Source organism: uncultured Adlercreutzia sp., assembly GCF_958431955.1.
Taxonomy (GTDB): Bacteria; Actinomycetota; Coriobacteriia; order Coriobacteriales; family Eggerthellaceae; genus Adlercreutzia.
The window spans coordinates 1-26,385 of the sequence record NZ_CAUASN010000025.1 but is presented as its reverse complement, the minus strand read 5'-3'; the positions used below and the strand labels follow the sequence as shown (position 1 = coordinate 26,385).

The 26,385-nt window shown below is 68.1% G+C and carries 18 protein-coding genes and 1 tRNA gene; all 19 read right to left on the bottom strand.

All coding sequences use genetic code 11. The features are described from left to right. Nucleotides 1-186: 186 nt before the first annotated feature. A complete protein-coding gene (locus tag Q5064_RS08205) occupies nucleotides 187-1,401 on the bottom strand; it encodes an acetate/propionate family kinase (RefSeq protein WP_302963757.1) in 1,215 nt (404 codons plus the stop codon). A gap of 100 nt (nucleotides 1,402-1,501) precedes the next feature. Next, nucleotides 1,502-1,578: transfer RNA gene (locus Q5064_RS08200), tRNA-Pro, on the bottom strand. A gap of 66 nt (nucleotides 1,579-1,644) precedes the next feature. Next, the gene (locus Q5064_RS08195) at nucleotides 1,645-2,121 is read right to left on the bottom strand and encodes a PaaI family thioesterase (RefSeq protein ID WP_302963755.1); all 477 of its coding nucleotides are present in this window, start codon (nucleotides 2,119-2,121) and stop codon (nucleotides 1,645-1,647) included. Between the two features lie 13 nt (nucleotides 2,122-2,134). Then, nucleotides 2,135-3,340, bottom strand: a complete 1,206-nt coding sequence (locus Q5064_RS08190; RefSeq protein ID WP_302963753.1) for a lysylphosphatidylglycerol synthase transmembrane domain-containing protein — start codon at nucleotides 3,338-3,340, stop codon at nucleotides 2,135-2,137. Between the two features lie 47 nt (nucleotides 3,341-3,387). Beyond that, a complete protein-coding gene (locus tag Q5064_RS08185) occupies nucleotides 3,388-5,049 on the bottom strand; it encodes a lysylphosphatidylglycerol synthase transmembrane domain-containing protein (protein ID WP_302963752.1) in 1,662 nt (553 codons plus the stop codon). Between the two features lie 175 nt (nucleotides 5,050-5,224). Then, nucleotides 5,225-9,403, bottom strand: coding sequence for an FctA domain-containing protein (locus tag Q5064_RS08180; protein WP_302963750.1), 4,179 nt, complete (start codon nucleotides 9,401-9,403; stop codon nucleotides 5,225-5,227). Next, entirely contained in the window at nucleotides 9,400-11,670 is a 2,271-nt protein-coding gene (locus Q5064_RS08175; protein WP_302963747.1) for a hypothetical protein, read from the bottom strand. Before Q5064_RS08175 ends, Q5064_RS08180 begins: the two co-directional genes overlap by 4 nt. A 223-nt stretch (nucleotides 11,671-11,893) precedes the next feature. After that, nucleotides 11,894-13,933, bottom strand: a complete 2,040-nt coding sequence (locus tag Q5064_RS08170) for an FctA domain-containing protein (RefSeq protein ID WP_302963745.1) — start codon at nucleotides 13,931-13,933, stop codon at nucleotides 11,894-11,896. A 234-nt stretch (nucleotides 13,934-14,167) separates the two neighbouring features. After that, nucleotides 14,168-15,325: an ATP-grasp domain-containing protein gene (locus Q5064_RS08165; RefSeq protein WP_302963744.1), complete on the bottom strand. Its 1,158-nt coding sequence runs from the start codon at nucleotides 15,323-15,325 to the stop codon at nucleotides 14,168-14,170. A 160-nt stretch (nucleotides 15,326-15,485) separates the two neighbouring features. Then, the gene (locus tag Q5064_RS08160) at nucleotides 15,486-16,193 is read right to left on the bottom strand and encodes an ECF transporter S component (protein ID WP_302963741.1); all 708 of its coding nucleotides are present in this window, start codon (nucleotides 16,191-16,193) and stop codon (nucleotides 15,486-15,488) included. A gap of 4 nt (nucleotides 16,194-16,197) precedes the next feature. Beyond that, nucleotides 16,198-18,003, bottom strand: coding sequence for an ABC transporter ATP-binding protein (locus tag Q5064_RS08155; protein ID WP_302963739.1), 1,806 nt, complete (start codon nucleotides 18,001-18,003; stop codon nucleotides 16,198-16,200). After that, entirely contained in the window at nucleotides 17,976-18,875 is a 900-nt protein-coding gene (locus Q5064_RS08150; RefSeq protein ID WP_302963736.1) for an energy-coupling factor transporter transmembrane component T, read from the bottom strand. Before Q5064_RS08150 ends, Q5064_RS08155 begins: the two co-directional genes overlap by 28 nt. A 109-nt stretch (nucleotides 18,876-18,984) precedes the next feature. Further along, nucleotides 18,985-19,497, bottom strand: coding sequence for a DUF4430 domain-containing protein (locus Q5064_RS08145; RefSeq protein ID WP_302963734.1), 513 nt, complete (start codon nucleotides 19,495-19,497; stop codon nucleotides 18,985-18,987). 412 nt (nucleotides 19,498-19,909) lie between these two features. Further along, entirely contained in the window at nucleotides 19,910-20,902 is a 993-nt protein-coding gene (locus tag Q5064_RS08140; protein WP_302963732.1) for an XdhC family protein, read from the bottom strand. A 235-nt stretch (nucleotides 20,903-21,137) separates the two neighbouring features. Continuing rightward, entirely contained in the window at nucleotides 21,138-21,752 is a 615-nt protein-coding gene (gene purN, locus Q5064_RS08135; protein WP_302963729.1) for a phosphoribosylglycinamide formyltransferase, read from the bottom strand. A 35-nt stretch (nucleotides 21,753-21,787) separates the two neighbouring features. Continuing rightward, entirely contained in the window at nucleotides 21,788-22,864 is a 1,077-nt protein-coding gene (gene purM, locus Q5064_RS08130; RefSeq protein ID WP_302963727.1) for a phosphoribosylformylglycinamidine cyclo-ligase, read from the bottom strand. Between the two features lie 152 nt (nucleotides 22,865-23,016). Continuing rightward, the gene (locus Q5064_RS08125; protein ID WP_302963726.1) at nucleotides 23,017-24,159 is read right to left on the bottom strand and encodes a class B sortase; all 1,143 of its coding nucleotides are present in this window, start codon (nucleotides 24,157-24,159) and stop codon (nucleotides 23,017-23,019) included. Nucleotides 24,160-24,479: 320 nt separating this feature from the next. Next, nucleotides 24,480-26,180 (bottom strand): polyphosphate--AMP phosphotransferase, encoded by a 1,701-nt coding sequence (locus tag Q5064_RS08120; RefSeq protein ID WP_302963723.1) that lies wholly within the window; start codon nucleotides 26,178-26,180, stop codon nucleotides 24,480-24,482. Between the two features lie 23 nt (nucleotides 26,181-26,203). Next, the coding region (locus tag Q5064_RS08115; protein WP_302963721.1) for a hypothetical protein at nucleotides 26,204-26,385 on the bottom strand (182 nt) is incomplete at its 5' end.

Genomic DNA, 26,385 nt, shown 5'->3' with positions numbered 1-26,385 from the left:
CCGCCGCCCGACTCGCGCGAATCGAGCGAGCACACTTCCCTCTCAGAAGCGAGACGCACGGCCCCCGCCACAGCCGTCGTCCGCAGTCCAGTTTAATTCTCCCGAGGCCTCGCGACAAGCCCCGCGACGGTCCCCGCTCCCCCTCAAGCCGAACGTCGCCTCCGCTCTGTCGGCCGACGCCGACTCCTACCCCAGCTGGCTTACCAGGTTGTCGGTCTCGCGGGCAATGCGCATCTCCTCGTCGGTGGTGACCACGCAGATCTTGATGGGGCTGTCATCGATGGAGATGATGCGGTTCACGCCGATCTGGCCCGTCACGTCGTTGCGCTCGTGATCGAGGATCATGCCCATGTGGGCCAGCCCCGAGAAGATGCGCTCGCGCAGCTCGGCGGAGTTCTCGCCGATGCCGGCCGTCATGACCACGGCGTCGGTGCGGGTCATAGCCGCGTAGTAGCCGCCGATGGCCTTCTGGATGCGATACACGTACATGTCGATGGCGAGCTCGGCTAGCTCGTTGCCGTCGGCGGCCGCGCCCAGCACGTCGCGCATATCGGCCGACACGCCGGAGACGCCCAAAATGCCGCTCTGCTTGTTCAGGATGGCGTCCATCTCGTCGAAGGATTTGTGCTCGCGACGCATGAGATAGGTGACGATGGCCGGGTCGATGCTGCCCGAGCGCGTGCCCATCATGAGGCCCTCAAGCGGCGTGAATCCCATGGAGGTGTCGATGGACTTGCCGTGGTTCACCGCCGTGATGGAGCCGCCGTTGCCCAAGTGGCACGTGATGAGGCCCAGATCGCGCAGCGGCCGGCCGAGCAAGTTCGCCGCCTGCTGGGCCGCGTAGCGGTGGCTCGTGCCGTGGGCGCCGTAGCGGCGGATCTTGTACTCGTCGTAGTAGCGCATGGGCAATGGGTACATGTAGGCCTTCGCCGGCATAGTGGCGTGGAAGGCAGTGTCGAACACGGCCACCTGCGGGGTGTCGGGCATGAGGCGCCGCATCATGTCGATGCAGGCGTCGGCCGGCGGGTTGTGCAGGGGTGCCAGCTCCTCGCAGACGGCAAGCTTCTCGCGGGCCGCCTCGTCGATGACCACCGACTTGGTGAAGTACTCGCCGCCGGCCACGATGCGGTTGCCGATGGCATCGATCTGCTCAAGGCCGCTGATGGGGCTCTCGGGGTCGTCCACGAGCACTTCCAAGAGCTTCGCCAGGCACTCCTCCACCGTCATGCCCGCCACGTTGTAGGTGGTCTTGCGGAAATCGGGCGCGAAGGACACGTTCATGTACGCCTCGGGCGTACCCACCTTCTCGGCCAGGCACTTCATGAGCGAAACCTTGCCGTCGGTCTCGATGAGCTGGCTCTTCAAGCTAGACGACCCGGCATTGACGACAAGCACGCGCATGGCGAAACCCTCCCTCTCGATGTTTCGAAGCATTGTAGCATGAGGCGATGGAAGGGCCGGATATGACAAGAGCCGCCCGAAGGCGGCTCCCTGCATGCGATGGTCGGGTTGACAGGATTTGAACCTGCGGCCTCTGCGTCCCGAACGCAGCGCTCTACCAAACTGAGCCACAACCCGAAAGTGCTCTTCTTGCGAACAGCGAACGATATGATACCACAGAAGCCGCGGCGCGCAAGGGGGAAATTAGCGGCCGCGCTCGGCTTCCTTTTGGGCGAGGTAGTCCTTCGGCACCACCTTCACCACGATGACGCCGTCGCTCATCACGTCGCCCGCATCGTCGTAGGCGGCCACGTCCCACAGCAGCTTGTAGCCGGCCTTGGTGGAGGGCACGCGTTCGGTGAGCTTAGCCACCCCACGCACGCTGCCGACCTTCCCGCTCTTCTTGTGGCGGATGTCCACGTGCACGCCGAAGGGCTGCTCGGTTTCCAGGTCGCAGGCGAACTCGCCGCCGGCCGAGGCTACCGACTCCAGAAGCGCGATGGTGGCACCCCCGTGCACGAAGCCGAAGGGCTGCAGGATGGCCGGCGTGATGGGCATGACCGCCTCCGCGAGCCCCGGCTCTATCTTGGTGAACTTCACGCCGAGGGTGTGGTTCAGCCCCTGGGTCTCGCGCTTGCGGGCCACCTCGGCGGCCTCGCCAGTCAGTTCGGTCTCTTCCATCTGCACTATCCTCTCACTTCGTCGGGCCGAGCGTCTTCGCCGGGCGCGCGGCTTCCTTCGGCGCGCCGGCCGCGGCCGCAGGCTCGGCCTCCCGCGACGCGGTCGCGGCACCCGCAGCGCCTGCCGCAGAGGCCTCCGGGGTCGCTTCCAAAGCCGCCGCCTGGGCGGAGACCGCCGAATTCAGGTCCTGGGCCATGGCGCCCTCGATCTTCTTCTTGCTGGGCACGAACGCCTTCATGCGCTGGATGACGAAGGCGCCCACCAAGAACGGCAGCCAGAACACGATGCCGCGGTACACCATGACCACGGCAAGGCCCGTGGCCGAGTCGACGCCGAACAGCGCGAAGGCCACGGTCACGGCCGCCTCCACCACGCCCACGCCCTGGGGTACGAAGGAAATCATAGCAAACAGCGTGGCCACCACATACCCGCAGATCAGCGCTTCTGGGTGGTGCACGCCGAAGGCGAAGCCCACGAGCACGAAGCAGCTCATCTCGCAGACGCTCGACAGCGTGGTCCACAGAAACGACTGCACGGTCTTTCGCGGGTTCTTGGTGATGAGGTGGACCGCGTCGGAGAAGTTGTGGATGGTGCGCGTGACGGCGTCGTCCACCGGCGGCTTCTTGAAATGGGCGAGCACCTTGTCGACCAGCTTCACGAAGGGATGCAGCACCTTCAGCACCAGATTGGGCTTAAGACCGCCCACGGTGATCATGAACACGAGACCACCCACGAGCGCGATGGCCACCGCGCCCACGGCGAGCCACCCCGGCTGCAGCCCCACGGTGAACGACAGCACACCGAAGGTGACGAGCATGATGATGACGAACCCGGTATCGATGGACAGCTGCATGAGCAGCGCCGCCGTGGTGCCCTTGCCCGCCTGCATGCCGTTCTTCGTGGCCGTGGCCATGACGAGCGAGGTACCCGCCAGGTTCATGGAGGGCGCCACGGTATTCATGAAGAAGGTGCCGAACACCAGCGAGAGCCCCGTGCCGTAGCTGATATGCCCGTTCACGGTGTTGAAGCAGGCCTGGAAGCCCCGGCCCTGGGCCAGGTACTTGCCCACCTGGGCAGCCACGGCCGCGATGATGAAGGCGGGCGTGCCCTGCTTGATGGTGTCCACCAGCTTCACGAGCGAATCGCCCGAGAACAATATGAACGCAAGCACGATCACGACCACGATGCCGATCATGATCTTCTGCAAATTCCCGCGCATGGCGTACCTCCGCGTATCCGGCTCTGACGGGGCGGGACGGCGCGCGCCTAGCCCTCGCGTCCCTCGGCACGCCCCGGGCACAGCACGGGGCCCTCGGGAGCCGCCGGGCGGGGCGAGCCGGGTGCGCCGTCGTCCTCGGTTACCAGCATAGCGCCATCGGGGGTGGTTTTACTCAGCTTAAGCCCCTCTTGGGCCTGCTGTTCCCAACCTGTTTTCCTTCTTAAATCTTCGGAGGCCGCCTCCGCATCCGCGCGCCGGGCCCGGCCGCGGGCCGCAAGGCCGTCCACCCGCTTGCGCGCATGGGCAAGCGCGTCGTCCACGTAGTGCTGGAGCGACCCGAGCGAGAAGGGACGGTCGAAGGCGGGGCGCTTGAGGAAGAGCCACACCGCCAGAAGGACGCCGGCCACGCCCACGTGGATAGTGCCCTTGAACAGGAACTCCGCCCCGGCGATGAGCACGAGCAGGCACACCGTGAAGGCCCACACGGTACGGAAGCGCAGCACAAGCCCCACCGCCAGCACGAGCAGCAGCATGGAGCCAATGATGAGCGGGCCGCCCACGAACACCGTGGACATGTCGATCCAGGACGTGAGCATGGTGTAGGGCGCAAACGACGAGGGAATGAACGCAAGGCCAATGTTCACCAGCCCGATGATGGCCACGAGCGTGCCGGCGATCCAGCCGATGTCCTTGTGCTTCTGCTCCTCGGTGGCCGTCTTCTTGCTGGCGAAGAAGCCCGACTGGGAGAGCAGCACCGCCCCGATGCAGAAGGGGACCCAGAACATGATGCCGCGGTACACGAGCGCGATGGCCGTGGCCGTGGCCAGCGAGCAGCCGTAGGCGGTGAGGATGGCCGCAATGGCCGCCTCCACCACGCCGATGCCCTGGGGCGTGGGGCTTAAGATGACCGAGATGGCCGCCACCGCGAAGGCCGCCACCAACGGCGCCGCCTGCTCGAAGCCGAAGGCGAAGCCGATGGCCACGAGCGTGGCCATGTTCAGGATGGCCGACAGCGACGCGTAGGCCACGGTGATGAGCGTGCCCTTGGGGTTGCGGGCGAGGATGTTCGCCGTGTTCTCGAAGGAGTGCGCCGTCTTGCGGCCCCACCCGGCGGAAAGCCCCTTCTTGAACAGGCCGGCGATGCGGTTCAGCACGCGCTCGAGGCCCAGGAAGAAGCGGTAGAGCAGCCGCGGGCGCAAGTGCCCGATGAAGAACAGGCTGGAAAGCGCCACCAGGGTGACGGCGAGGCAGAGTGCTCCCGTAACGAACAGGAAGTTCACCTCGCCGGCCACGAGCATGGTGAAAAACCCGATGGCCGAGATGACGAAGATGGCGGCGAAGTACCCGATCTGCGAGAGGATGGCCCCGCCGGTGGACTGTCCCGCGTCGCACCCCTCGCGATGGGCGTCGTCGATGATGAAGGCCACGCCGGTGGCTCCCGAGAACAGGCAGAACGTGTTGATGAACACGAGCGAGAAGATGAGGATGACGTTATGCCAGAAGCCCGTGGCGTGCCCCACGGCGTCGAAGGCGGCATCGTAGGAGGCGGCCTGCACGAAATGGCGCGCGAGCATGAGGACGATGGAGAGCACGAGGGGCACAAGCGCCCCCGTCTTCAGCGTGTCGACGAATGTGGCCAGGTAATCGGCATTGCCGATGAGAAAGCAGACGGCCACGATGCCCAAGATGAGCAGCAGGGCTTTCTTCAAGGGGCGAACCTCCTCGGGCGGTGGTGCAGTGTTTGAGATGCGTTTCACGGCCCGCTTGCGCGGCCGGCGCATCCTATTATACAACGGGGCACGCCGACGATAAGCCGACGCGCCCCGTCATCATTGCTTGACCACGGCCCCGCCGCAGGGGCGGCCCCCAGAGCCCGAGCCGGCCCTACTTGGAGTGGTTGCCGCGCTTGCGGCGCCGTCCGGCGGCCAGGGCCAGCGCGGCGCTGCCCACGGCCACGAGCGCGATAGCGCCCCAAGCCAGGGTGTCGCCGGTGCGGGCCAGCTTCTTGTCGGCCTTCTCCGTCACCGTGCGCTCCTCGCCCGGGCCGGGCACCTCGCGGATGCGCTCGCGGTTCTCGGTCACCACCTCTTCCACGGGAATGCGCGTGTCGTAGAGGGTGATGGTCGCATCGCTCAGCTCGGCGTTGCCGTTCTCGGCGCCCGCGAGCACCTCCACGTTGCCGTAGGAATCGATGGAGAACTCCACGTCGGCGGCGCGCTCGTAGCCCTCGGGGGCCTCGTCCTCGCGCAGCACGTACACCGTGTCCACGTTCAGCACCGCCTCGAGCACCTGAGGCGCCGCGCCCGAGATCCAGCTCGCCACGACACGACCGCTCTCCTTCTCGCGCACCGACAGCTTCGCACCCTCAACCCACTCGTGGGTGCGGGTGTCGAGCTTGTTGAACGCCACCTCGGTGGCCTCGTCGGACACGCCGCCGTCCCGCTCGTACACGAACAGCAGCGCGCCGTCCTTGCCGGTGGTGGCGGGGCTCGACGCCGCATCGCCGGCCGCCTCGCTGTCCTCGGCCGCGACCGCCCAGGGCGTGGCGGCGTCGGCGTAGCGCAGCACGTAGCCCAGCTCGGCTGCGGCGTCGCGCTCCACGAGGAAGTAGGCGCTGCGGAACTCGCTCACCGTGTGGCCCGCCGGCGCGGCCTGCTCCTTGAAGTAGTAGCGGTTGCCCTCGGCCAGGCTCACGTCTTCGAAGTAGATCCAGCCCTCGGCATCGGATGTGGCGCTGCCGAGCAGGATGTCGTCCTGCTCATTGTCGTTCACCATGAACAGGCCGTAGGTGGCGCCCTCAAGGCCCTGGGTGCGGTCGAGCTCGCTCGTCTTGCGCACCGCCAGGTCCATGGGCCGCGCCTGGTTGGTGATGGTGGGGTGCCACGAGGGATCGATCGAGTTGTCGTCGCGCACGTTCTCGCCGTCCACGAGGCGCCCGTAGTACATGTCGGTGGCCACAAGTGCGCCATCCACTTCCTCGACCACGGCCGTGAAGGTGATGACCTCGCCGCTGTAGTCGATGGAGGGGTCGCGCGTAAAGGAGGCGTCCTCGATGACGCGGTAGCGGTAGGTACCCGGCTGCGTGAACAAAAGACAGCTCGGCTCCTCGCCCTCGCCGGCCACGTTGGCGGCGGCGTCGAAGTCGACCATGCCGTAGCGGTCGTTGGTCGTCTCGGATATGACCTCGCTCGTGGGCTCGTAGTCGTCGGTGGCGCGCACGAGCTGGAAGCTGAACTCACCGCCTCTCAGGGTACGTCCCTCCAGCTGCTTGAAGATCTTCGGGTCCACGAGGCAGCGGCGCTCCATGGGCTCGCCGCTGGCCGCCCGCACCCGGTAGTTCGAGAACGCCACGGCACCGAAGCGCTCGTCGGTGTTGTGGAAGGCCACAACGGCATCGTCGCCGGTCAGCTCGTGCAGCACCGTGGAATCCAGCGAGTCGGCGTAGTACACCTTCGCCACCGTGGCGGAAAGGGACTCGTTGTCGGCCTTGGCCACGTCCACCCGCAGCACGTACACCGTGGGATCGGCGGCGCTGTCCTCGGCGATGAGATACCAGTAGCTTTCAGGCTCGCCCTCATTGCCTTGGCCCTGCCAGGTATAGCCGATTTCGGGAAACGTCACCTTCGCCGCCCCGCTCTCGTCGAACGCCCCGTTGACGGCCGTCAGCGCCAGCGCCGAGACCCCGTCGTCCGTCACTTTCTCGGCAGCGCTCTCCACCGCGCTGCCGCCCTCGCGCACCAGATCGGCCAGGCGCACGTCGGACAGGTTCTCGGGCGCGCGGATGCCGCGCAAGGTGAAGGAGAAGGCCCCCGCCGGCGCCCCTTCCGTGCCGAGATAGTGCTTGTCGGCAGCGATGACGACAGAGCCGAGCAGCTCGAGGGTGTTCACGATGGCGAAGCCGTCGGCCGCCTTGCCGTCGATGGTAACGGCCGTGACCTCAGGGGTATGCACGGTGTACTTGATGGAGTTCTCGGGATTCACCACCGCCTCGGACACGTGGTTGGTCACGGTGATCTTCACCTCGTGGTAGGCATCATCGAACACAACGGCAATATCGTCCTTCGTGCGCTTCTCGTCTTCCCTCACGTACAGCGTGATGGTCTTCGATTGCCCGTCGCCGAGACCGCGAATGAGCTTCTCGCTTTGGCCCTCCTCGAACTTGAAGGACACGACGCCCTTGTCGTCGTTCACAGCCGAAAGGCCCATCGGGACGTAATCGCCCTGGCTGTTCTTCTCGTAGAGCGTGAAGCTGAACTGCCCCGCGGCAAGATCAAGCTTGTCGCCGGCAGAGTTCACGTAGCTCTTCCTCAAGGAGAATCCGAAGGGGTTGTAGCGCTCGGCGGAGTCGAGGTTGCCGATGAGCAGCGAGCCGTTGCAGCCGATGCCGCCCCCGTGGGTGTAGCTGGTGTTGCCGGAGATGGTGATGGAGCGGCCGCCGATGCTGCCCTCCGACTTCGTGCTGGTGAGGCCGAGGGAGGCATCATTCACGACGAAGGCCTCGCCTTTCGCGATGGAGACCGCCCGGCCGCCGTCGGGACCGGCCATGTAGCCGGTCCAGGCCGTCTCGCCCGTCTGACCGAGATCGTAGCCGAAGACGTAGCTCACCTTGGTGCAGTAGAAGTCCATGGCGCGAGCGGCGGTGAACTCTTTGCTCGAGTAGGGATTGCCCTCGTGCCCGTAGGCGTACAAATCGCCACTCCAGATCTTCTTGCCCGGCGTAATGGTCGAGCTCGTCTGGAGCTTCTTCAGCACCGAGTTCGAGGGCTGGCGCTTCTTCTCGGCCGTGTTGCCGTAGATGGCCGCGCCCTCGGTGATGTCGCCGATGCCGATCTTGGCGTGGGGGCAGCCCGACACGCCGCCGCCGAGGCCCTCTGCGGTGTTGTCCGTGATGAGGGCGCTCTCCAGCTTGAGGGTGCCGGAATTCTCCACGAAGATGCCGCCACCGCCCCAGGCGAAGGTGGTCTCCGAGGTGTTGCCCGTGATGGAGCCGGAGACGATGGTGGCGTGAGGGTTGCCTCGGCCGTCGCCGCTGCCGGCCACGAAGATGCCGCCGCCCTCGTACTGCTTGGCCGTGTTGCCCGTCACGGTGCCGCCGTCCATGAGGAAGGAGCAGGTGCGGTCGATGAAGATGCCGCCGCCGGCGTTGGCCGTGTTGCCCGTCACGGTACCGCCGCGCATATCGAGCAGCGCCCCGCCGTTCTTGTTGGCGTCAACCTGCACGAGGATGCCGCCGCCGGCCGTGTAGTGGTGGTTGTGCGCGCTCAGATTCTCGTAGCGGCCGGGGGAGTTCACGCGCGTGCCGGTGCCGCCCGTGATGGTGAGGTTTCCCCCGTCATGGTTCAGCTTGAGGGTGGATCCGGCACCGGTAACGGTAACGACGCTGCCGCCGGTGCCCGTGAGAGTGCCCGACCCGTTCAGGCTGAGCCGGGCGCCCCCGCTCACCTTGATGGTGCCCTCAACGGCCCCGTCGATGGTGAGCGTGTAGTCGCCGGCGGTGTCGTAGACGTAGTTGCGTCGCTCGACGGCGCGGGCCGCCACCACCGTCTCGGCGGCGTTGACGATGTCGCCGTCCTCGGCCTGGGCGGTCGGGGCGGCCTCGTCGGCGCCGGGTGTGCCGTCGGCATCGGCGGCGGGGGCGGGCTCGTCGGCCGCCGTGCCGCCCTCGGCCGTGCCGGCGGGGCCGGCGGGAGCGGCGGCGTCGGACAGGTCGCCGTCGAAGGCGCCCTCGGCAACGGCCCCGTCTCCGGGCTCGGACGGCGCGCCCTCGTCGGATGCGTCGTCGGCCGCGGCTCCGTCGGCGTCGGGAGACCCTTCTTCCGCCGGGGCATCGGACGTATCGTCTCCCGCCGCAGGGGCATCGGCGGCATCCCCGTCGGTGCCCGCAGCGTCGTCGGCAGGAAGGTCGGCCGCCACGTCGTCGACGGGCAGCGCCGTGGCGTCGTCGGCAGCCCCATCGGCGCCGTAGGCGATCGCGAGCTGCGGCACGAGCGCGGCCGCGAGCAGGACGGCGAGCGCCACGGCCAAGAAGCGGCGCAGCGCCTGGTTATTCAGCATCTTCGTCATATCCGTCCCTCTTCCTCGTCTTCCCCGGAGCCGTTCGCGCCGCTGCGTCGGCAGCGCCACAAGATCAGCGCGGCAACCGCCGCCAGCACGAGCGTGCCCGCCACGGCGGCCGCAATCAGCCCCCGGCTCGCATCGCCCTCGGCCTCGGCGCCCTCCACGCCCGAGGAGAGCGGGTTCTCGTCGTCGGCGATGGTGCGCTCGGCGGCCGGCGTCTGGCCGTCCAACGTGGCGAGCGGGTTCTCGTCGTCATCGATGATGGTCGTGGCATCGCCCGCGGTCACGCCGGCGTCGGGCGCGGCCGCATCGGCCCCGGCGGCAGCCCCGCCGTCGGCCGCACCGGTCGCGGCATCGCCCGCGCCGTCGGCATCGGGCACGGTCGGAGCCGCCGTGGCCACGGTGACAACGGGGGCTCCGGGCACGGTGACCGTGCGCTCGGTCTCGATGATCTGGGTGCGCGTGATGACGGTGTCGGCGTTGATGACATCGTTCACGTCGCGGTAGTAGATGGTGTAGGTGCGCGCCGTCGAGAAGTACCCGTGGCGGATCGGCGTCTCCTGCCCGGCGAGGCGCACGTACTCGGCCCCGTCCTGCGCAAAGCGCTCGGGTCCTGCGATTTCGACGAACTGGTTCTCCTCCGGATCCACCGTGTGCGTCTCGCGGGCGAGCACGGTGCCGTCGGCGATGTTCTGGTACTGCACGGTGATGTCGTAGGGGCCGCCGGGCACGTAGTCCTCGGGCACGTAGTAGACGTACTGGAGCAGGTCGACGCCCTCGGCCAGGTCGGCCCACGTGTAGCTCATGGGCTCCCCGTTCCCCGACCACGGCACGTAGCGCACGCCGTCCACCTCGCGCGGGGCCGGCTCGTAGGTAAAGCTGTGCTCCGGGGTGATGACCTCGCTCACGCGCCCGAGCACCGTGTTGGTGGAGCCGTCCACCTCCACGAGCGTGAAGGTCGCCTCCTTCGTCACGTCCGAGGAGGTGTAGGTGGCCGTCAGCACGCGCTTGCCGTCCGCATCGGTGCCGAAGGCGGTGGCGGGCACCGAGCTCGTCAGCACGAGCGGGTTGCCCCACGCCCAGGCCGTCTGGCGGGCCACATCCCCGGAAGCACCCGGAGCGCCCACGCCGGAGAACGTGTAGAAGTTCACGCCCGACTGCTGGCGGGTGGAGAAGGTAGTGGGAAGCGTGTACTGGTAGCCGTCGCCTTTCACGTCGAGCTGGTCTTCCCACAGGAGAGTGCCGGACTCGTCCTCGTAGCGCACCGTCAGCTGGAAGGCTCCCGCATCGGCGGCGGGCACCTCCATGACGCGCACGGTCACGTGCGGGCGCGCCGGCGTGAGCTGCACGGTGGCGGTCAGGCCGCTGATCACGCGGTAGTAGCCCATCGACGCCGCGGCACCATCGCTCGCGGGGCTCTCGGCGAAGAAAGACTGCTCGATGGTCGCCGCCACGCCCTCGTCGGGCACGCCCGGGTAGGTGTCGGTGCGCACCACGTTGCCCGCCGGGTCCACGTAGCGCACCGAGCCGGTCACCTCCGCATCGGCGGTGCGCTCGTAGTCCACCAGGAAGCAGCCGCGCTCGGCGTCGAAGGTGTTGTCGACGGCGGCGCCCACCTGCAGGCGGTAGGTCGCCCGTGCGGCGGCGGTGCCGTCGCCCACCTCCACGTAGGTGGCGCCCACGCCCAAATTGCGGGGAGATGCCAGCTCGTCGGCGCTCGCCGTGCGGATGCCCATCAGGCGGTAGGTTGTCGCCGCGCCCTCTTCGCGCAGCTGCGCGTACACCGGATACACCGCGCCCTCGTAGAGCACCGTGCCGCCGCGCTGGGCGTCGTGCACCCGCATGGTGTAGGACGGCCGCTCCTCGATGGCGCCGAACTGCCCGGCCGGGGTGCCGTCGCCGCCGACGGCCGCGGCCATATCCAGGGCCACGATGCGGGCCACCTCGGCCCCGTCGGCCTCTTCCTCGGAGCCCGGCGTGTACTTCTGGCGCACGGCCAGGCTCTCGGTCGCGCCGTTCTGGGTGCGCTCGATGTCGAGGTAGAGCGCCTCGCCAGCGTAGTTGTCGAGGCGCAGAAGCTCCCAGCGCTCCGCCGTGGGCTCCAGCTGGTCGACGCCGGATACGGTCAGCGCCACCGCGGGAGCTTCCCCGTCGTCGGCCGCGAAAGCGGGCAGCGCCGCCAGGGGCGCCGCGAGCGCAACGGCCAGTATCGCGGACAAGAGCCCGCGACCCCAGATCCTCTCGCCGAGGATCCGCTCCATCTTCTCTCCCACCGCTCAGTGCTCCTTTCCCCAGCCCGACTCCTGCGTGCAAGTCGAGGCCCTTCGATGCGGGCGGTTTAGTTTGAGGGGGAATAATGGCGACGTTTGACCTGGCGGTCAATGGTATTCGGGAAAATAAATTCGGTTTTGGAAGAATAGCGGAGAAGACGAGCCTTACCCGTATATATAGGGAAAAGACTCGTCTTCAGATCATACGCCCGATGGGCGCTATCGCTTAGGAGCGCGGCGTGCGGCGGCGGCTCACTATGGCCAAAACCACGCCGCTCGCCATAACGATGAGGAATGCGATCAGCATTGGCACGCCCAGATCGTCGCCCGTCTGCGCGAAGGCTCCAGAGGGCTTGACGGTAGATTTCGCCGTCGCGGCACCCGAGGCAGCAGCTGCGGAGGCCGAATCGTTGGAGGAGGCGCCGGTGCCCTTATCGGGGGCCGAGGAGCTTGCGCTCGACCCGCCCTGGGACGAGCTGCTCTCGGCCGACGTTCCACTCTCGGGCTTCGAGGCGCCCGTCGGATTGTCGGCATGGGCGCCGTCATCGGGCTCGGTCGCATCGGGGCTCTGGCCCGCATCCGGCTTCGTCGTGCCGCCCGCGTCGTCGCCGGGCTCATCCGGCCTCGTCGCGGCGCCTGTATCCCCGCCGGGCGTGGTGGCCGATCCGCTGCCCGAACCCGACTCGCCGGGGCTGTCGGGGTTATCGGGGTTATCGGGCTCGTCGGGGCTTTTCACACGGTTCTCCCAGGTGACGGGGCTCGGCTGCGTATCGAGGGCCACATCCACCCATTGATCGCTGCCAGCCGGCTTCTTGCGCACGTAGGTGATGGCGGCTTGGAGGTCGTCGTCGGCGCCCTGGGTCACCTCCACCGTGATGACGTAGCTGCTCTCGTCGAGCACGATGTCGCTGCCGTCGGTGCGGGCGGCCGCGGTTTGGCGCACGGTGTAGAAGAACCGTCCGGGCTCGCCGTAGATCTCATCGGTGATGAGGTGGACGCCCGCGCCCTCGGAGCCGTTCTCGGCGGCCTCGCAGGGTACCGACAGGTCGTCGAGGATGGTGCCGTCCTCGGCCACTTCCCGCACCTCGAAGTTGAACTCGCCGGCGGTGATGGGCTCGTCGGCCAAGTACACGGCACCGTCATAGGACTCGAGCACCGCCCCGTTGAAGACGTTGAGGAAACCGGCACCAAGGCCGGCGCCAGCCTTGGCCGGATGCGCGTCGAACGTGGCGTCGCCTAAGGGAATGATCTCGATTTCGGGGTTGCCGGAATCGTCGCCGGTCTCGTAGGCGTAGATGTAGATGCGCTTCACGCTGTCGTCGTAGGTGACGCCCTGGTACACGCAGCGGCCGCGCTCGTCTTTCGTCACGCCGTCGGCGAGCGTGCCGTCGGCGTTGCGCGGCGGCTCCTCGGCCACGGTGTAGCAGAACACCGTGCCCTGGTGGCGTTGGGTGCTCGTCTCGCCGAGGCACGACAGGTCGAAGGTGAGAGGCCCGAAGGACACCTGGCCGTCGGCGTTGTTCTGGGTGGTATCGGAGGCGGGCATCGGCTGGAGCGCCGAGGGGTAGTAGACCAGGTCGCCATGGGCCACGAGCTCGTATTTCTCCGCATCGGTGAGCGTGCTGGGCGGCCGCAGCTTCCGAGGCAGATCGGAGCGCGCGGAAACCTGAGCGGCGCCGGCGGGGGCGAGCTTGAAGGTGAACTCGCCGGCCTCGAGAGCGCGGCCCTCGAGGAACTTCATGCCGGAGATCGTGAAGGTGGCGGGCGTTACGGCCGTCGGAGTCGCCTTGGAATCGGCTGCCTGGGCCTCACGAGCCGCCCGTGTCTCGCCAGCCGCACGGGCATCGGTCGACGTCGCGGAGTCCGTGGCCGATTTGGCCGGATCGGTCGCCTCAGTCGGAGCGGTCGCCTCAGTCGTGGCACTCGTCTCGGTCGGGGCACTCGCCCCAGTCGTGGCACTCGTCTCAGCTGGGGCGGTCGCCTCGGCCGGGTCGGCAGCCTCGGCGGGGGCGGTCGTCTCGGCGGGGGCGGCAGTCTTGCTCGACGCCGACGCCTCGGATGCATACGACGGCGCCTCGGCGATGCGCGACGCCGCTTCGGACGCCTTCAGCGGCAGCTGGTAGGTGCCGGGCAGATCGTTCACCTCCTCGGCGAAGGCCGTCGGCGCGGCCATCAGCCCGAGGCAGCTTATCATGAGGGCGCCCAAGGCCGCAGCCGCCAGGCGGGGCAGCGCGCGCCCGTTCTTTCCTTCGTTGTTCCGCGTCATCGCGATCACCCGCCTTCTGCTTCGAGGTGCGCGGCCACTGGGGAACCGCGCCACCCTCAGCATAGGCGGGTAAATCTTGAGCCTTTCCCTTCGCGATGGGTTTGTTCGCAGGCCGTCATCCGCCCGTTAGGGCCAGGTTGCCGCGGGAAAATAGGCCCTCTCCGCAGAGAGCGAACGCCGCGCGATGCGCGCAGCTCCGCCAGGTTGCGGGAATTGCCGGCAGACGGTTCTCTCCTAGCCGACGAACTCCAGAAGGTCATTGCGCAGAAGCCAATCGCGCTCGGCGGCGCCGGCCTCGTCGGCCCCCGTTTCCAGGAAGAGGAAGCCGTAGAAGCCCACGGTCTCAGGATCGAAGTCGTGGTAGGACAGCACGTGCGAGCAGCGGGCCAGAAGCGCCTCGCTGTTGAAGGGCGCGGCCAGGTCGGCCTCAGGCGCCGGATTCAAAAGCGACATGGAGTAGACGGAGTTGGGATGGCCCGTGTACAGCGCCGCGAGATCGACCTTCTTGTTTTCCAGGAAGGCCTCGTAGGTGCGCAGGCCCACGCCGAAATAGGCCACGTCGGTGCCGCCGAGGCCCGCGAACCGCAGCGGGTTGAACTCGATGGGCGCAATAACGTCGCCGTCGACGCGCACCTCCACGTGCACGGGGATGCTGCGCGCGCCCACCACCTCGTTCACCTGGGCAAGCCAGGCGGCAAAGCGCGGCTCCATGGCTTTCACGATGGCAGCATCGGTGAGGTACATGCGGTCGGAGGTGTCCTCGGCATCGGCGAAGTCGTGACGCAGGATGTTCAGAATGTGCGGCGCGCCCTCCTCGTCGAAGTAGCAATCGAGCGCGCACTCGGTGCCGGTGATGAACCCCTCGATGATGTAGGTCTCGCCGCCCACGACGCTGTCGGGGTAGCGCTCGTGCCAGCCCTCCTCGCGCCGGGCGATGTCGGAGACGGCCTCGGCCCAGTCGTCGGCCTCCTCAATAACGTAGACGCCCATGGAGCAGAAGCCCACCGACGGCTTCAGCACCACCGGCAGGGGCAGGTCGGCCACGTTCACGGCCTCCAGCTCGTCGCGGGTAACCGTGATGTAGAACAGCCCCGGGTTCAGGGCCGCCAGCTTCTCGCGCATGGCCGCCTTATCCTTGAACAGGGCGATGGCGCCGGTGAGCACGGGATTGTCCACGTGATCGAGGATCCACGCGAGGGCGTTCTCGGAGTTGGTGTACACGCGCTCGCCGGCCTCCAGGCGGCGCGCGGCCTCGGCATCGTCCACGAGGTGCAGATCGCGGCCTTCCGCCACGAGCTGCCGCGAGAAGTCGTTGGCAAGCACCGGATGCGCCGATTCGACCAGGTAGTCGATGAGGGGTGCGGACGCATAGGGGGCGTCGAGGATGACCATGGGATACTCCTTCGTCTCGGGCGTAGTAGGTTCATTATAGGCCTGCCGCCCGGAGGGACAGGCCGGGGCTGCGGCGCGTTGCCACCATGTTGGACGTTCCGCCGCCACGCGGACAGCCGTCCGCCACCGCGCGGGCGGGCGTTCGGGCGTGGGCGGCGCGCTATTCCAGCCCGTACTTGCGCCGCACCCGGGCGATCTGGCCGAGCAGCGGGTTGGCGGCCAAAAGCAGCGTGAGAGCCGTTGCCGCACCGTGGACGGCGTTTACGGGCAGTCCCGCCAGGTACACCGCGGCGGCGCTGGCCGGCGTGAGGGACGAGGCCATGAGGAAGAGCGTGCTCGTGTCGAGGATCGGCCCGAGCACGAGCACGACGAAGATGAAGCCTCCTGCGGCGAGACCGACGCGCTGGGCCAAGCTCAAGTTCGCGCGGGGGAGGGCGCCCCACGCACCCAGCAGGCCCGCCCCGGCGCCCGCCGCCCCGAAGGCGAGCATCTGAAACGGCGTCCAAGGGCCCTGGCCGAACAAGAACCCCGAGGCGAGGGCCGCGAGCACGCCCACGAGGAACCCGGCCCGGGGGCCGAGGGCGATGCCGGCGATCATGACCACACCCGCCATGGGCTTGAAGTGCGGCACAAAGGCGAAGGCGGCCCGGGAGGCCACGGCCAGGGCCGTGAGCACCGCCATGAGCACCACCTCGCGGGCATCGGGCCGGCTTCGCTCGAAGGAGATGAGGAAGGGCACGATGGCCAAGACGATGATGAGGACGGCGGCCACGTAGGGGCTGACGCGCTGCACCGTGATGACAGCCGTGGCCCCAAGCACGAGGACGGCTAACGCGGCAAGCACGAGGCGGTATGCGTTTTTGGACATGGGATCACTCCCCTTCTCGGCGGCAGACTTCCACGATGTCTTCCACCGTCACCGCATCCGGGATGATGCCCCGGGCTATGCGGCTCGCGGCGGTGGTGTAGAAGTCGGCGCGGGCGAACAGGGCACGCGGCGGGGCTGCGGCAGCCACGGCCCCGTCGAAGACGAGCGCCGCCTCGTCGGCCCACCGGGCGCAGAAGTCAAGGTCGTGGGAGGCGATGAGCACCGCGGCTCCTCGGGCGGCCACCTGGCGCAGCAGCGCGCCGAGCTCGGCCTTGAAGGCCGCATCGACCCCCTTGCCCGGCTCGTCGAGCAGCAGCAGGCGCGGGCGTGCGAGCAGCACCTTCGCCAGGGCCACGCGCTGGCGCTCGCCGCCCGATAGATCGAGGGGGTGGGCGTCCATGAGCGGCTCGATGGCGCAGAGCGCCGCGATCTCGGCCAGGGCCGTCTGGCCGTCGGAGGGAGCGAGGGCGGCTGACTGGGCGGCATCGGACGCAGGCGCTCCGGCGCGGGTGCCGACGAGCATATCGGCCAGCTCCTCGCGCACCGTCTCGTGGGAGAAGAGCAGCGTGGGATCCTGGGGCAGGAGCACCGCGCCGTCGGCGGCTGCAAGCGCGCCGCCGCGCCGCAGCTTCCGCCCGAGCACCTCCACCGTGCCACGGTAGGGCCGCGCCAGGCCGCAGGCCGCCCTGAGCGCAGTGGACTTCCCGGCTCCGTTCGCCCCGACGAGCGCTGTCACGGCACCGGCGCGCACCTCCAGGGAGAACCCGCACAGCACATCGGGCGCCTCGCGCTCGTAGCGGAACCACACATCGCGCAGACACAGGGCCACGGGACCGTTTGCCGTCGGGACGCCCTCGGTGCCCGGGGCTAGAGCAGCTACCGCCCTGGCCGCGGCCGCCAGATTCGCTCCCCTGGGCACCGCCTCAGATGCAGCCGCCCCGCCCGAAGCACAGCGGCGTTCCCGCGTCTCCAGCCCCGCGCGTCCCTCGCGCACCGTCAGGGGCGGCAGAAAGTCGGCGTCGGCGCCGCTGCAGCCGCTGCCGCCATCCACCGCCGCCCACACGCGCAGGGCCGCCGGAAGGGCAGCCGCCATCGGCGACTTCTCCGCAGCGAGGCGCGCAGCCACCACGCGGGGCTCCCCCGCTGCAGCCACGCGACCGTCTTGGAGCACGACGAGCTGATCGGCGTCGGAAAGGATCCCCTCCAGCCGATGCTCGGCCATGATCACCGTCACGCCCAGCTCGCGATTCACGCGGCACACCGCGGCGAGGAACTCATCGGCCGCCAGAGGGTCGAGCTGGCTCGTCGGCTCGTCCAGCACGAGCACCTCCGGCCCGAGCGCCAGCACGGCCGCCAGGTTCAGTAGCTGCTTCTGACCGCCCGACAGGCCCCCCGTCCGGCGGTGCAGCCACGGCTGGATGCCGAAGAAGCTCGCCGTCTCCGCCACTTTCAACCCGATGACCTCGCGCGGCGCGCCCACGTTCTCCAACCCGAAGGCCAGCTCGGCCTCCACCGAGTCGCAGACGATCTGGGCATCGGGCTCCTGCATGACGAAGCCGATGCGCCGCGCCTGATCGCGCAGCGAAACCTCCGCCATGGGCGCGCCGTCGCAGAGCACCGCGCCCTCCCATCGGCCCGCCGGCGCGAGCGGGGTCTTGAGCGCGCGCAGAAGCGTCGTCTTCCCGCAGCCGGAGGGCCCGGCGAGCACCGTGTAGCTGCCCGGCGAGAACACGAGGCTCACTCCGTCGAGCGCCGGATGCGCCGCGTCCGGATAGACGAACGTCACCTGGTCGAGAGCGAGCAGCGCCATAGCGCCTCCTCCCCCGCGCCGACGAGCGTCGGCGCGATCACGAGCCCGGCCCAGGCCGCCCAGCCGGCGACCACGAGGGGACTTGCCGCCGGCAGCGCGAACTGCGGCAGGAGCTGCACCCAGCCCGCGCCGGCCGCAAGTCCTACGCCCACGACGGCCGCCAGGACAACCAGCGCGACAACGGCGACTCCCGCGCGAACCGTAAAACGGTAGCGCCCCCACGGCGTGCGGCGGCCCGTGCCGAAGCCGCGCGCTGCCAGGGAGTCGGCCGTGGTCACCCCCTGCTCCAACGACCACGCCGTCAGCGCGGCGAGCACCGTCGCCCCGGCCCGCGCCCTGCCCACCGCACCGCACGCCCCGGCAGGGCCGCAGCCGATGGCATCCCGCGCCTCGGCCACCGCGCGCGCCCGGTGCCCATAGGCAGGTACGAGGCGCACGACCAGCGTGAGCACGCAGGCCAGCGCCGGGGCAATGCCGCCGAAGAGGTAGGTGACCTTCTCCGGGGTAAGCGCTCGGCCCGCTGCCGAGAACCAGAGGAGCGCGGCGGCCAGCTGAGCCCCGAGCACCGCCCCGAACAAGAGGGCCTCGGCCGTGTAGGGACGGCCAACTACGTTCAGCAGCACCGTGCTGCCCGCCGTGTTGAACAGGGGGTTCACTGCCGCCACGAAGGCGACGAGCGCCAGAGAGGCCCCCAGCCCGGGCAGAGCCGCCCGCCCCCGAGCCGCGAGCGACCCCAGGGCGGCCCCGACCAGGGATATGCCGGCGAACACGGGGCTTGCGACTACCATGGTCACGACGATGACGCCCGTGAAGTAGGCCAGGGCAAGCCCCGGGTGGCTCCGCGCGAATATGTCCCTCCCAAACGGGTTCATAGCGAAAAGAAGGCCCGAGGAAGCGCCGGGGCATCGCGACCGCCCGCCCCGCGGGACAGGCGGCATTTCGCGGGCCTGGACTTGCGCTTCTCTCGGGCCGAACGGAGTCTTAGACGAAGAACGTCCACTCGACGGTGTCGCCGTCGGCCAGCTTGCAGGCGTCGCAGCCTTCCATGACCTGCTCGTTGTTCACGGTGAACACCCAGCCGCTCATTTCGCCTTCAGAACCGTTGGCGATGCCGTTGATGGAGGTGACGTACTTGCCGTAATCGCTGTCCTCGGCCTGGACGTCCCAGCCCGTGGCCATGAGCGCGTCGTACACGGTGCCCTCGGCGGGAATGGACACTTCGGCGCTCTCGGAAGAGGCCGACGCGCCCTCGGGCATGGTTACCGACACGGTCACCTTCGACTCGGCGGCATCGGCCGCGCCATTCTCCTTCGCGTCGGCGGCGTTCGCGCCGTCAGCAGACTGCTCCACCGCGGCGTTATCCGCGCCGGCGGCGTTGTCGGCCGGAGCGGTCTCGTTGGCGCACCCGGCCAGGGCCAGCATCGCCGCGAAGGCGAGGGCGAGGGCGCTTGCGAGGAACTTCTTGCGCAGGGATTTCTCGACATTCTGGTACATGGGGCAAACCTTTCTCTTCCAGGGCTCGTGCCTCTCGGCTTGGTGTTCCGACTTCGCCCCGGCGCGAAGAGGACGCGACAGCCGAAGCCTCCGCTCCGCCGTCCGGCCTTCCGCCCGAGAACCTTACGGTTACTGGCATAGCGCGGGATTCGCACCCGCATTTCCCAAGGCAAAGATGCCCGCGCGCGACACCGCGTCGCCCGCGCGCATCCGCACCGCATACCGCGGCCCGATGAGCCATTGACCCGAGCATTATGGCACAAAAAGAGCCGTTCCCGAAGGAACGGCTCGCTATCTGTCGATAAACAAGGCAGCGCGCAGGATGCGGGGCGCTCCCACCGAGCGAGTCCCGCAGCCCGCCTTCCATGCACGCGAGGGCTACCCGAGCGGGAGTGCCCAGCAGGCGCCTCGACTACTCGCGTCCCAGGCTCTTCTCGTGGCGCGCGCGGGCCTCGTCGCTGTAGCGCTCGCGGTAGCGCACGTCCACCAGCTCAGCCACGATGGCGATGGCCAGCTCCGCCGGGGTCTTCGCCCCGAACTTGAGCCCGATGGGCCGCTTCACGCGATCCCAATCGGCCTCGGAGACGCCGGCGCCCACCACGAGGTCGTGCACCGTGGAGTTCTTCCCCGCGCAGCCCATCATGCCCACATAGTGCACGCCGTTCTGCAGTGCCCAAACGCAGCTCTCGGGATCGAACATGTGCCCGCGGGTGAGCACGCACACGTAGTCCTCCGGGCGCGCCGGCATGTTCGCCAGCTCGTCGAAGTTGCCGCCGTGCAGCATGATGCGCTCGGCGCCCGGGAAGCGCTCGGCGTTGAGGAAGGCCGGATCGTAGTCAACGGCGATCACATGGAAGCCCACGTGCTCGGCGAGGGCCGCCACCTCCACCGCCGCATCCGACGCGCCGAGCAGCCACACGCGCACTTTGCCGAAGAGCGGCTCGCTCGCCCAGGTGAGGCCGTCGAACTGGTCGTTGTGCATCGAGGGACCGCGTGTGACGTCCTTGGCCTGGAAGATGTCGCGGGGCGACAGCTCGCGGGAGGCGACGATCTCCTTGGCGTCGTTGCAGAAGAACACGAGCGGCTCGCCATCGGCCGAGCCCACGTCGCCGTACTTCTTGGTGACTTCGTTGTCGACGTTGGCTTGGGCGGCCGCGGCGTCGTAGACCACCTTGAAGCCGAGCCAGGCCAAGTCGCCCTCGTCCATGGCGGCGAGCGCCCGCTCGAAGGTGGGAATGTCGGCCTCACTCAACGTGGCGGCGATGGCGCCCAGCGTCTCAGGGCCGATATGCGGATCGCCCGCCGTGGCCTCCTCGGAAAACGCCGGGAAGTCCGCCACCGACAGCTCCGGTACGCGCCCCGCGCGCAGATCGGCGACGATAGCCTCAATGGTCTCACGTTTCATGCATCCCTCTTTCCTCGGGCCTTTCACTCATTTTCAAGAGCAACTATACGCATTTTGGCCAAAAGGGGCCTCGAGTGCGCTCGTTGCCGCAAAAATAACGCTCATTTTCCGCCAGATCGAGCCTTCTGCGCCTTTTTACGCCATCAAATGCACGAAAAAGAGGCCTTGAATGCGACCGCAGAGCGCACTCGAGGCCTCTTTTGACCAAAAATCTGAAACGACTTATCCGACGAGCCTATCGAACATGGATCTTCCGGTCATCATCCATGGTCATGCGGCCCTCGGCGATGGCGCGCAGCACCTCGGGGTAGATGGCGTGCTCAACCTCGTGAATGCGCGCCTCCAGGGCGTCGATGTCGTCGCCCTCCAGCACAGGCACGGCGCGCTGGGCCACGATGGGGCCCTTATCGTAGTCCTCGTTGGCCAGATGCACAGTAACGCCGGTCACCTTCACGCCCGCGTCCCACGCATCCTGGATGGCGTGCGCCCCCTTGAAGGCGGGCAGCAGGGCCGGGTGCAGGTTCAGCACATGATCGGGGAAGGCGTCGAGCACCACCGGCGTGAGCTTGCGCATGTAGCCGGCCATGACAACGTACTCAGCCCCGGCCTCGGCCATGATGGCGGCGATGCGCCCGTCGGCGGCCTCACGGTCCTCGTAGCAGGAACGGTCGAACACCGTCACGGGGATGCCGGCGGCGCGGGCGCGCTCGATGCCGTAGGCATCGGGGCGCGAGGAGAGCACGTGCACGATCTCCACGGGCAGTCCGTCATCCGCAATGGCATCGATAATGGCCTGCAAGTTGGTGCCGCTGCCGGAGAGCAGCACGCCGATCTTCAGCTTGTCGGTCATTCCAGTCCCTTCCCTCGGCTCGAAACGCGCGGACGCTACGCGAACAGAGAGCCCTCGCCCGTGTACTGTACCTCGCCCGCGCCAGCGACGATGCGGCCGACGCGGAAGGTCTGCTCGCCCGCATCGGTCAGGGCCGCCTCCACGGCCTCGGCCTTCTCCGGGTCAACGATGAGCACCAGGCCCAGGCCCATGTTGAAGGTCTTCAAAGCCTCGGCCTCTGAGAGGTTCGCAGCCTCGCAGGCAAAGCGCACCACGGGTGGAATGGGCCACGTGCCCAAGTCGACCTCAGCGTTCACGCCGGCCGGCAGAGCGCGGTTCAAATTCTCGGTGATGCCGCCGCCGGTGATGTGGGCGAGGGCGCGGATGCCGCCGGGCACCTGCTCCATCGCGGCGCGCACCGGCTTCACGTAGATGCGCGTGGGCGTGAGCAGCGCTTCCAGAATGCTCTGGCCGGCCAAATCCTCGCGGGCTGCGCGAAGCTCCTCTTCGGGGCGGCCCTCCACGCACACCTTGCGGGCGAGCGAGTAGCCGTTGGAGTGCAGGCCCGAGGACGCCAGGCCGATGAGCACGTCGCCCTCGCGCACGCTCTCGGGGTCGAGCATGCACGGACGGTCCACCACACCCACGCAGAAGCCGGACAGGTCGTAGTCGTCCGGCTCCATCACGCCGGGATGCTCGGCCATCTCGCCGCCGATGAGCGCGCAGCCGGCTTGGCGGCAGCCCTCGCCGATGCCTCCGACGATCTTCGCCATGGCCTCGGAATCGAGCTTGCCCACGGCCACGTAGTCGAGGAAGAACAGCGGCTCGGCGCCCGTGGCCAGAATGTCGTTCACGCACATGGCCACCAGGTCGATGCCCACGGTATCGTGCACGCCGAGACGCTGGGCAACTTTCAGCTTCGTGCCCACGCCGTCGGTGCCGGAGACGAGCAGCGGGTCGGCCATATCCTTGGCCGCGGCGATGGAGAACAGCCCCCCGAAGCCGCCGATGTCGCCCACCACCTCAGGACGGTAGGTGGAGTGCACCGTGTCCTTGATGGCGTCCACCGCGCGGGCGCCCTCCACGATGTCAACGCCGGCCTGGGCATAGGTCACGCTGTTCTGGTTTTCCATGGGGTTCCTTTCCAAGAGTTGCCTCGGTGCCTACAGTATAGAGGAGCCACCCGTGCCCGCACGCCGGGAATCGGCGCCGCGCGGCCTCCGGCGAAGCGAGCGTCCCGAAGGCCGGGGCGCAGCCGGGCGGCGCGCGGCACGCGACGCGATCGCTACTCCGCCCGCTCCTGCACGTCCTCGGCGATATCGTCGGCGGCGCCGTCCTCCACGGTCATGGCGCTGCGGTAGTCGCCAGTGCCCACCTGGTCGATGGGGACGAACTCGAGCGGGGCCGCGAAGGTGATATAGCGCCAGGTGTTATCGGCGCCGTCGCAGGTGCAGAAGCCGAAGAGCTTCGTGGCATCGGTCACGAGCGCGGCGACGTCGTTGTCGGGCGCCACGATGGACTCGTCCACCAGCCACTGCTTGAAATCGACGAACTCCTGCTCGGTGGCGTAGTTCGGCGTGGCGATGGCGGAGTGCGTCATGGGCACGTGCTCCACGGCGAAGGTCTCCAGGCGGTAGTTGCCCGCGGGCGTGAGCAGGTAGATGGTGCGGTGCTCGTTGAAGATGTCGCTGTCGCGGAACTCGGCGAGCAGGGCGAACATGGACCCGTTGCGCATATGGTGCCCGTAGAGGATGTTCACCTGGTCGGAGAAGTCGCCCGCATTCTCGCCCGATAGCATGATGGAGCCGAACTCGGCGCCGAAGGAGCCCTCCCCCAGGCTGAAGTTATGGTGCAGGTAGTACTCCGAGTCGCCCGCCTTGTGGGCCACCGGGTAGTTGATGACGGTACCGGGCACGTACACCCAGGCCACCACGTCGGGGTTGATGGCGCGCAGGGCATCCCAGTCCACCACAAGATCGGCCAGGTTGATGCTCTCCGCCGAGCCGCCCTCGGCTCCGGCCTCCAGCTCGGCCACGGCGGGTCCGGCGCTCGTGGCGATCTCATCGTAGGCGTTCTGGCCCGCCCAGTAGGTCCAGGCCAGGTAGCCCAATGTGGCCACCGAGCCGATGAACACGATAAGCGCCACCCAGAACACGATGCGCCAAAGGCAGCCGCCTTTCTTCTTCTTTTTCTTCTTCTCGTCTTCGCCAGCCCCGGGCGTCACCGCGAGTGCGGCGGCCTCGGGCCCGCTCGGGGGCGCTCCCGCAGCTGCTGCGTCGGCCCCGAGGCGGAGGCTGGCAGGCGCCATCTCCTCCGGCACGTAGGACCACTGGGCGATATTACCCTCGGCATCGTAGTAGCACTGGACGAGGTTGCCCTCCCCGTCGCGGTAGTAGTGGGGCACGTTGGTGGGAATCGGCTCGGTCATCGGACGTTCCTTAGGCTCAAAATGAAAAAGCCCCCGAAGGGGCTTCCTCGCGATGGTTACTTCTTCATCTCGTCCATGAAGCCCTTGGCGATGAACACCACGATGACCAGCACGATGATGGCCACCACGACCCACACGGCCTCCATGGGCACTTCAAATCCGAACAGTGACATAGCGGTCTCCTTCTATACCACGGACCCGCCTTCACGTGCCCGCCTCCTTGCTGATGATGCGCCTATAGTACCCCGAACGCCCCGCTTTCGCAAGGAAAACGGCCGCCGCGCAGCTCCGGCGCGGTAGGCGGGCGAGAACGGAAAGGCCTAGCGGTAGGGCTCCTCGCCGAGGCGCTCCTCCAGGGCTCGCACGATGATGCGCAGCGCCTTGATGCGGGCGTACTTCTTGTCGTCGGATTCCAGCACGATCCAGGGGGCGAAGGTGGTGCTCGTCAGGCGGAACATGTCGTCGATGGCGGCCTTGTACTGCGGGTACTTCTCGCGGTTGCGCCAGTCGTCCTCGGTGATCTTCCACTGCTTGGCCGGGTCGTTCTCGCGGTCCTGGAAGCGGCGCAGCTGCTCCTCGGGACTCACGTCGACCCAGAACTTCAGCAGGATGGCACCCCAGTCCACCAGATCGTGCTCGAACTCGTTGATCTCGTCGTAGGCGCGGCTCCACTCCTCGGGGGTGGCGAAGCCCTCCACGCGCTCCACGAGCACGCGCCCGTACCAGCTGCGGTCGTACATGCCCACATGCCCCGCCTTGGGCAGCCGCGTCCAGTAGCGCCATAAAAACGGGTGCGCGAGTTCGGGCTTGGTGGGCGCCGGCGACGGGTAGATGTTGTAAGCGCGCGCGTCGAGGGCCTGGGCGACGCGCTTGATGTTGCCGCCCTTGCCCGCGGCGTCCCAGCCCTCGTACATGAGGATGAGGGGCACGCGGCGCTGAAACATGATGTTCTCCAGGCGGAAGAGGCGCGCCTGGAGGGCCCGCAGCGTCTTCTTGTAGGTCTCCGGGTCGATGGCCAGGCTGTGGTCGATGAGGTCGACCTGCGGGTAGTCCTCGACGATGGCGAAGCGCGACTCGCGGGGCGCCAGCTCGCGGGCGGCCTCGGCCTGCCCCTTCGCCCGGGCCAGCCGCATGCCCGAGAGCATGCCGCGGCCCGATGCGCCGGCATCGGTGACCCCGAGAGCCTCCAGGTTGAACTGGGCCTCCATCTCCGCCTGGTGGGCCGAGAAGGCCCCGCGCAGGGCGTCGTTGGCCTCCTTCTGGCGCAGGCCCTGCTCAAGGGACTCCACGAGAGTGCGGGCGATGGCGAGGTTCGTGCGGCGCTTGTCCTCGCCGTTGAGGAGCACCCAGGGCGCGAACGGGTAGTCGCTGCGCTCGAGCAGGCGGTCGTACAGCTCGTAGGCGGCCTCGTAGCCGTGGTGGCTGTGCAGCTTCTTGTCGGTGACGCGCCAGCGGGTGGCCGGGTCGTCGTGCAGGCTGCGCAAGCGCTTCACCTGGGCTTCCTTCGTCATGTGGATGAAGAACTTCACCACGATGTAGCCGTCGGCGGTCAGCTGGCGCTCGAAGTCGTAGATGGAGTCCAGGTAGTGGCGCTCCTCGTCTTTGGGCAGGAGCAGCTTGGCGGGCGCGTTGTAGAGCATGTGCTGGATGACCGCCGAGTACCAGCCGCGGTCGTAGAAGGTGATGGAGTTGCGCTCGCCGAGAGCCTTCCAAAAATCCTGCATGATGGGGTAGTAGCCCGTCACGCCCCATTCGCGGCCGGCGAACTCGCGCGCCTCGTCGGGATCGAGGTCGAGGCCGACGTAGACACCGGTGGAGCGGGCGTCCAGGTGGTACATGAGGTCGGAGATGCGGCTGCCCTTGCCGGCGCCGTTCCATCCCTCGAAGAGCACCACGAGGCCCACGCCCGCGTTATGGGCTTGCTGCTGCAGCACGACGAGCCGCTCGATGAGGGCGTCCCACTCCTGCTTGTATTCGGCCTTGGGCAGCTTCTTCTGGTTGAACTCGATCGTTTCCAGCATGGACAACTTCCTCCTCGGGGTCTCTAGCCGAACAGCAGCTTCAGGAAGCGGCCGAACAGCCCCAGCTTCTTGGGGGGCGCCACCTCGATGCCCGTGGTCACGCACGGCGTGGGGACGGGCTCGCGGCCGGTCGCCGCCGAGGGGCTCGTCGGATCCACGATCTCCGCTGCCGGCGCGGGGACGGGGGTCGAGGCCGGGGCGGGAG

Excerpts from the sequence above, each read along its gene's own strand:
- Q5064_RS08205 (WP_302963757.1), bottom strand. The coding sequence starts at position 1,401 with ATGCGCGTGCTTGTCGTCAATGCCGGGTCGTCTAGCTTGAAGAGCCAG.
- Q5064_RS08195 (WP_302963755.1), bottom strand. The coding sequence starts at position 2,121 with ATGGAAGAGACCGAACTGACTGGCGAGGCCGCCGAGGTGGCCCGCAAG.
- Q5064_RS08190 (WP_302963753.1), bottom strand. The coding sequence starts at position 3,340 with ATGCGCGGGAATTTGCAGAAGATCATGATCGGCATCGTGGTCGTGATC.
- Q5064_RS08180 (WP_302963750.1), bottom strand. The coding sequence starts at position 9,403 with ATGACGAAGATGCTGAATAACCAGGCGCTGCGCCGCTTCTTGGCCGTG.
- Q5064_RS08170 (WP_302963745.1), bottom strand. The coding sequence starts at position 13,933 with ATGACGCGGAACAACGAAGGAAAGAACGGGCGCGCGCTGCCCCGCCTG.
- Q5064_RS08165 (WP_302963744.1), bottom strand. The coding sequence starts at position 15,325 with ATGGTCATCCTCGACGCCCCCTATGCGTCCGCACCCCTCATCGACTAC.
- Q5064_RS08160 (WP_302963741.1), bottom strand. The coding sequence starts at position 16,193 with ATGTCCAAAAACGCATACCGCCTCGTGCTTGCCGCGTTAGCCGTCCTC.
- Q5064_RS08155 (WP_302963739.1), bottom strand. The coding sequence starts at position 18,003 with ATGGCGCTGCTCGCTCTCGACCAGGTGACGTTCGTCTATCCGGACGCG.
- Q5064_RS08150 (WP_302963736.1), bottom strand. The coding sequence starts at position 18,875 with ATGAACCCGTTTGGGAGGGACATATTCGCGCGGAGCCACCCGGGGCTT.
- Q5064_RS08145 (WP_302963734.1), bottom strand. The coding sequence starts at position 19,497 with ATGTACCAGAATGTCGAGAAATCCCTGCGCAAGAAGTTCCTCGCAAGC.
- Q5064_RS08140 (WP_302963732.1), bottom strand. The coding sequence starts at position 20,902 with ATGAAACGTGAGACCATTGAGGCTATCGTCGCCGATCTGCGCGCGGGG.
- purN (WP_302963729.1), bottom strand. The coding sequence starts at position 21,752 with ATGACCGACAAGCTGAAGATCGGCGTGCTGCTCTCCGGCAGCGGCACC.
- purM (WP_302963727.1), bottom strand. The coding sequence starts at position 22,864 with ATGGAAAACCAGAACAGCGTGACCTATGCCCAGGCCGGCGTTGACATC.
- Q5064_RS08125 (WP_302963726.1), bottom strand. The coding sequence starts at position 24,159 with ATGACCGAGCCGATTCCCACCAACGTGCCCCACTACTACCGCGACGGG.
- Q5064_RS08120 (WP_302963723.1), bottom strand. The coding sequence starts at position 26,180 with ATGCTGGAAACGATCGAGTTCAACCAGAAGAAGCTGCCCAAGGCCGAA.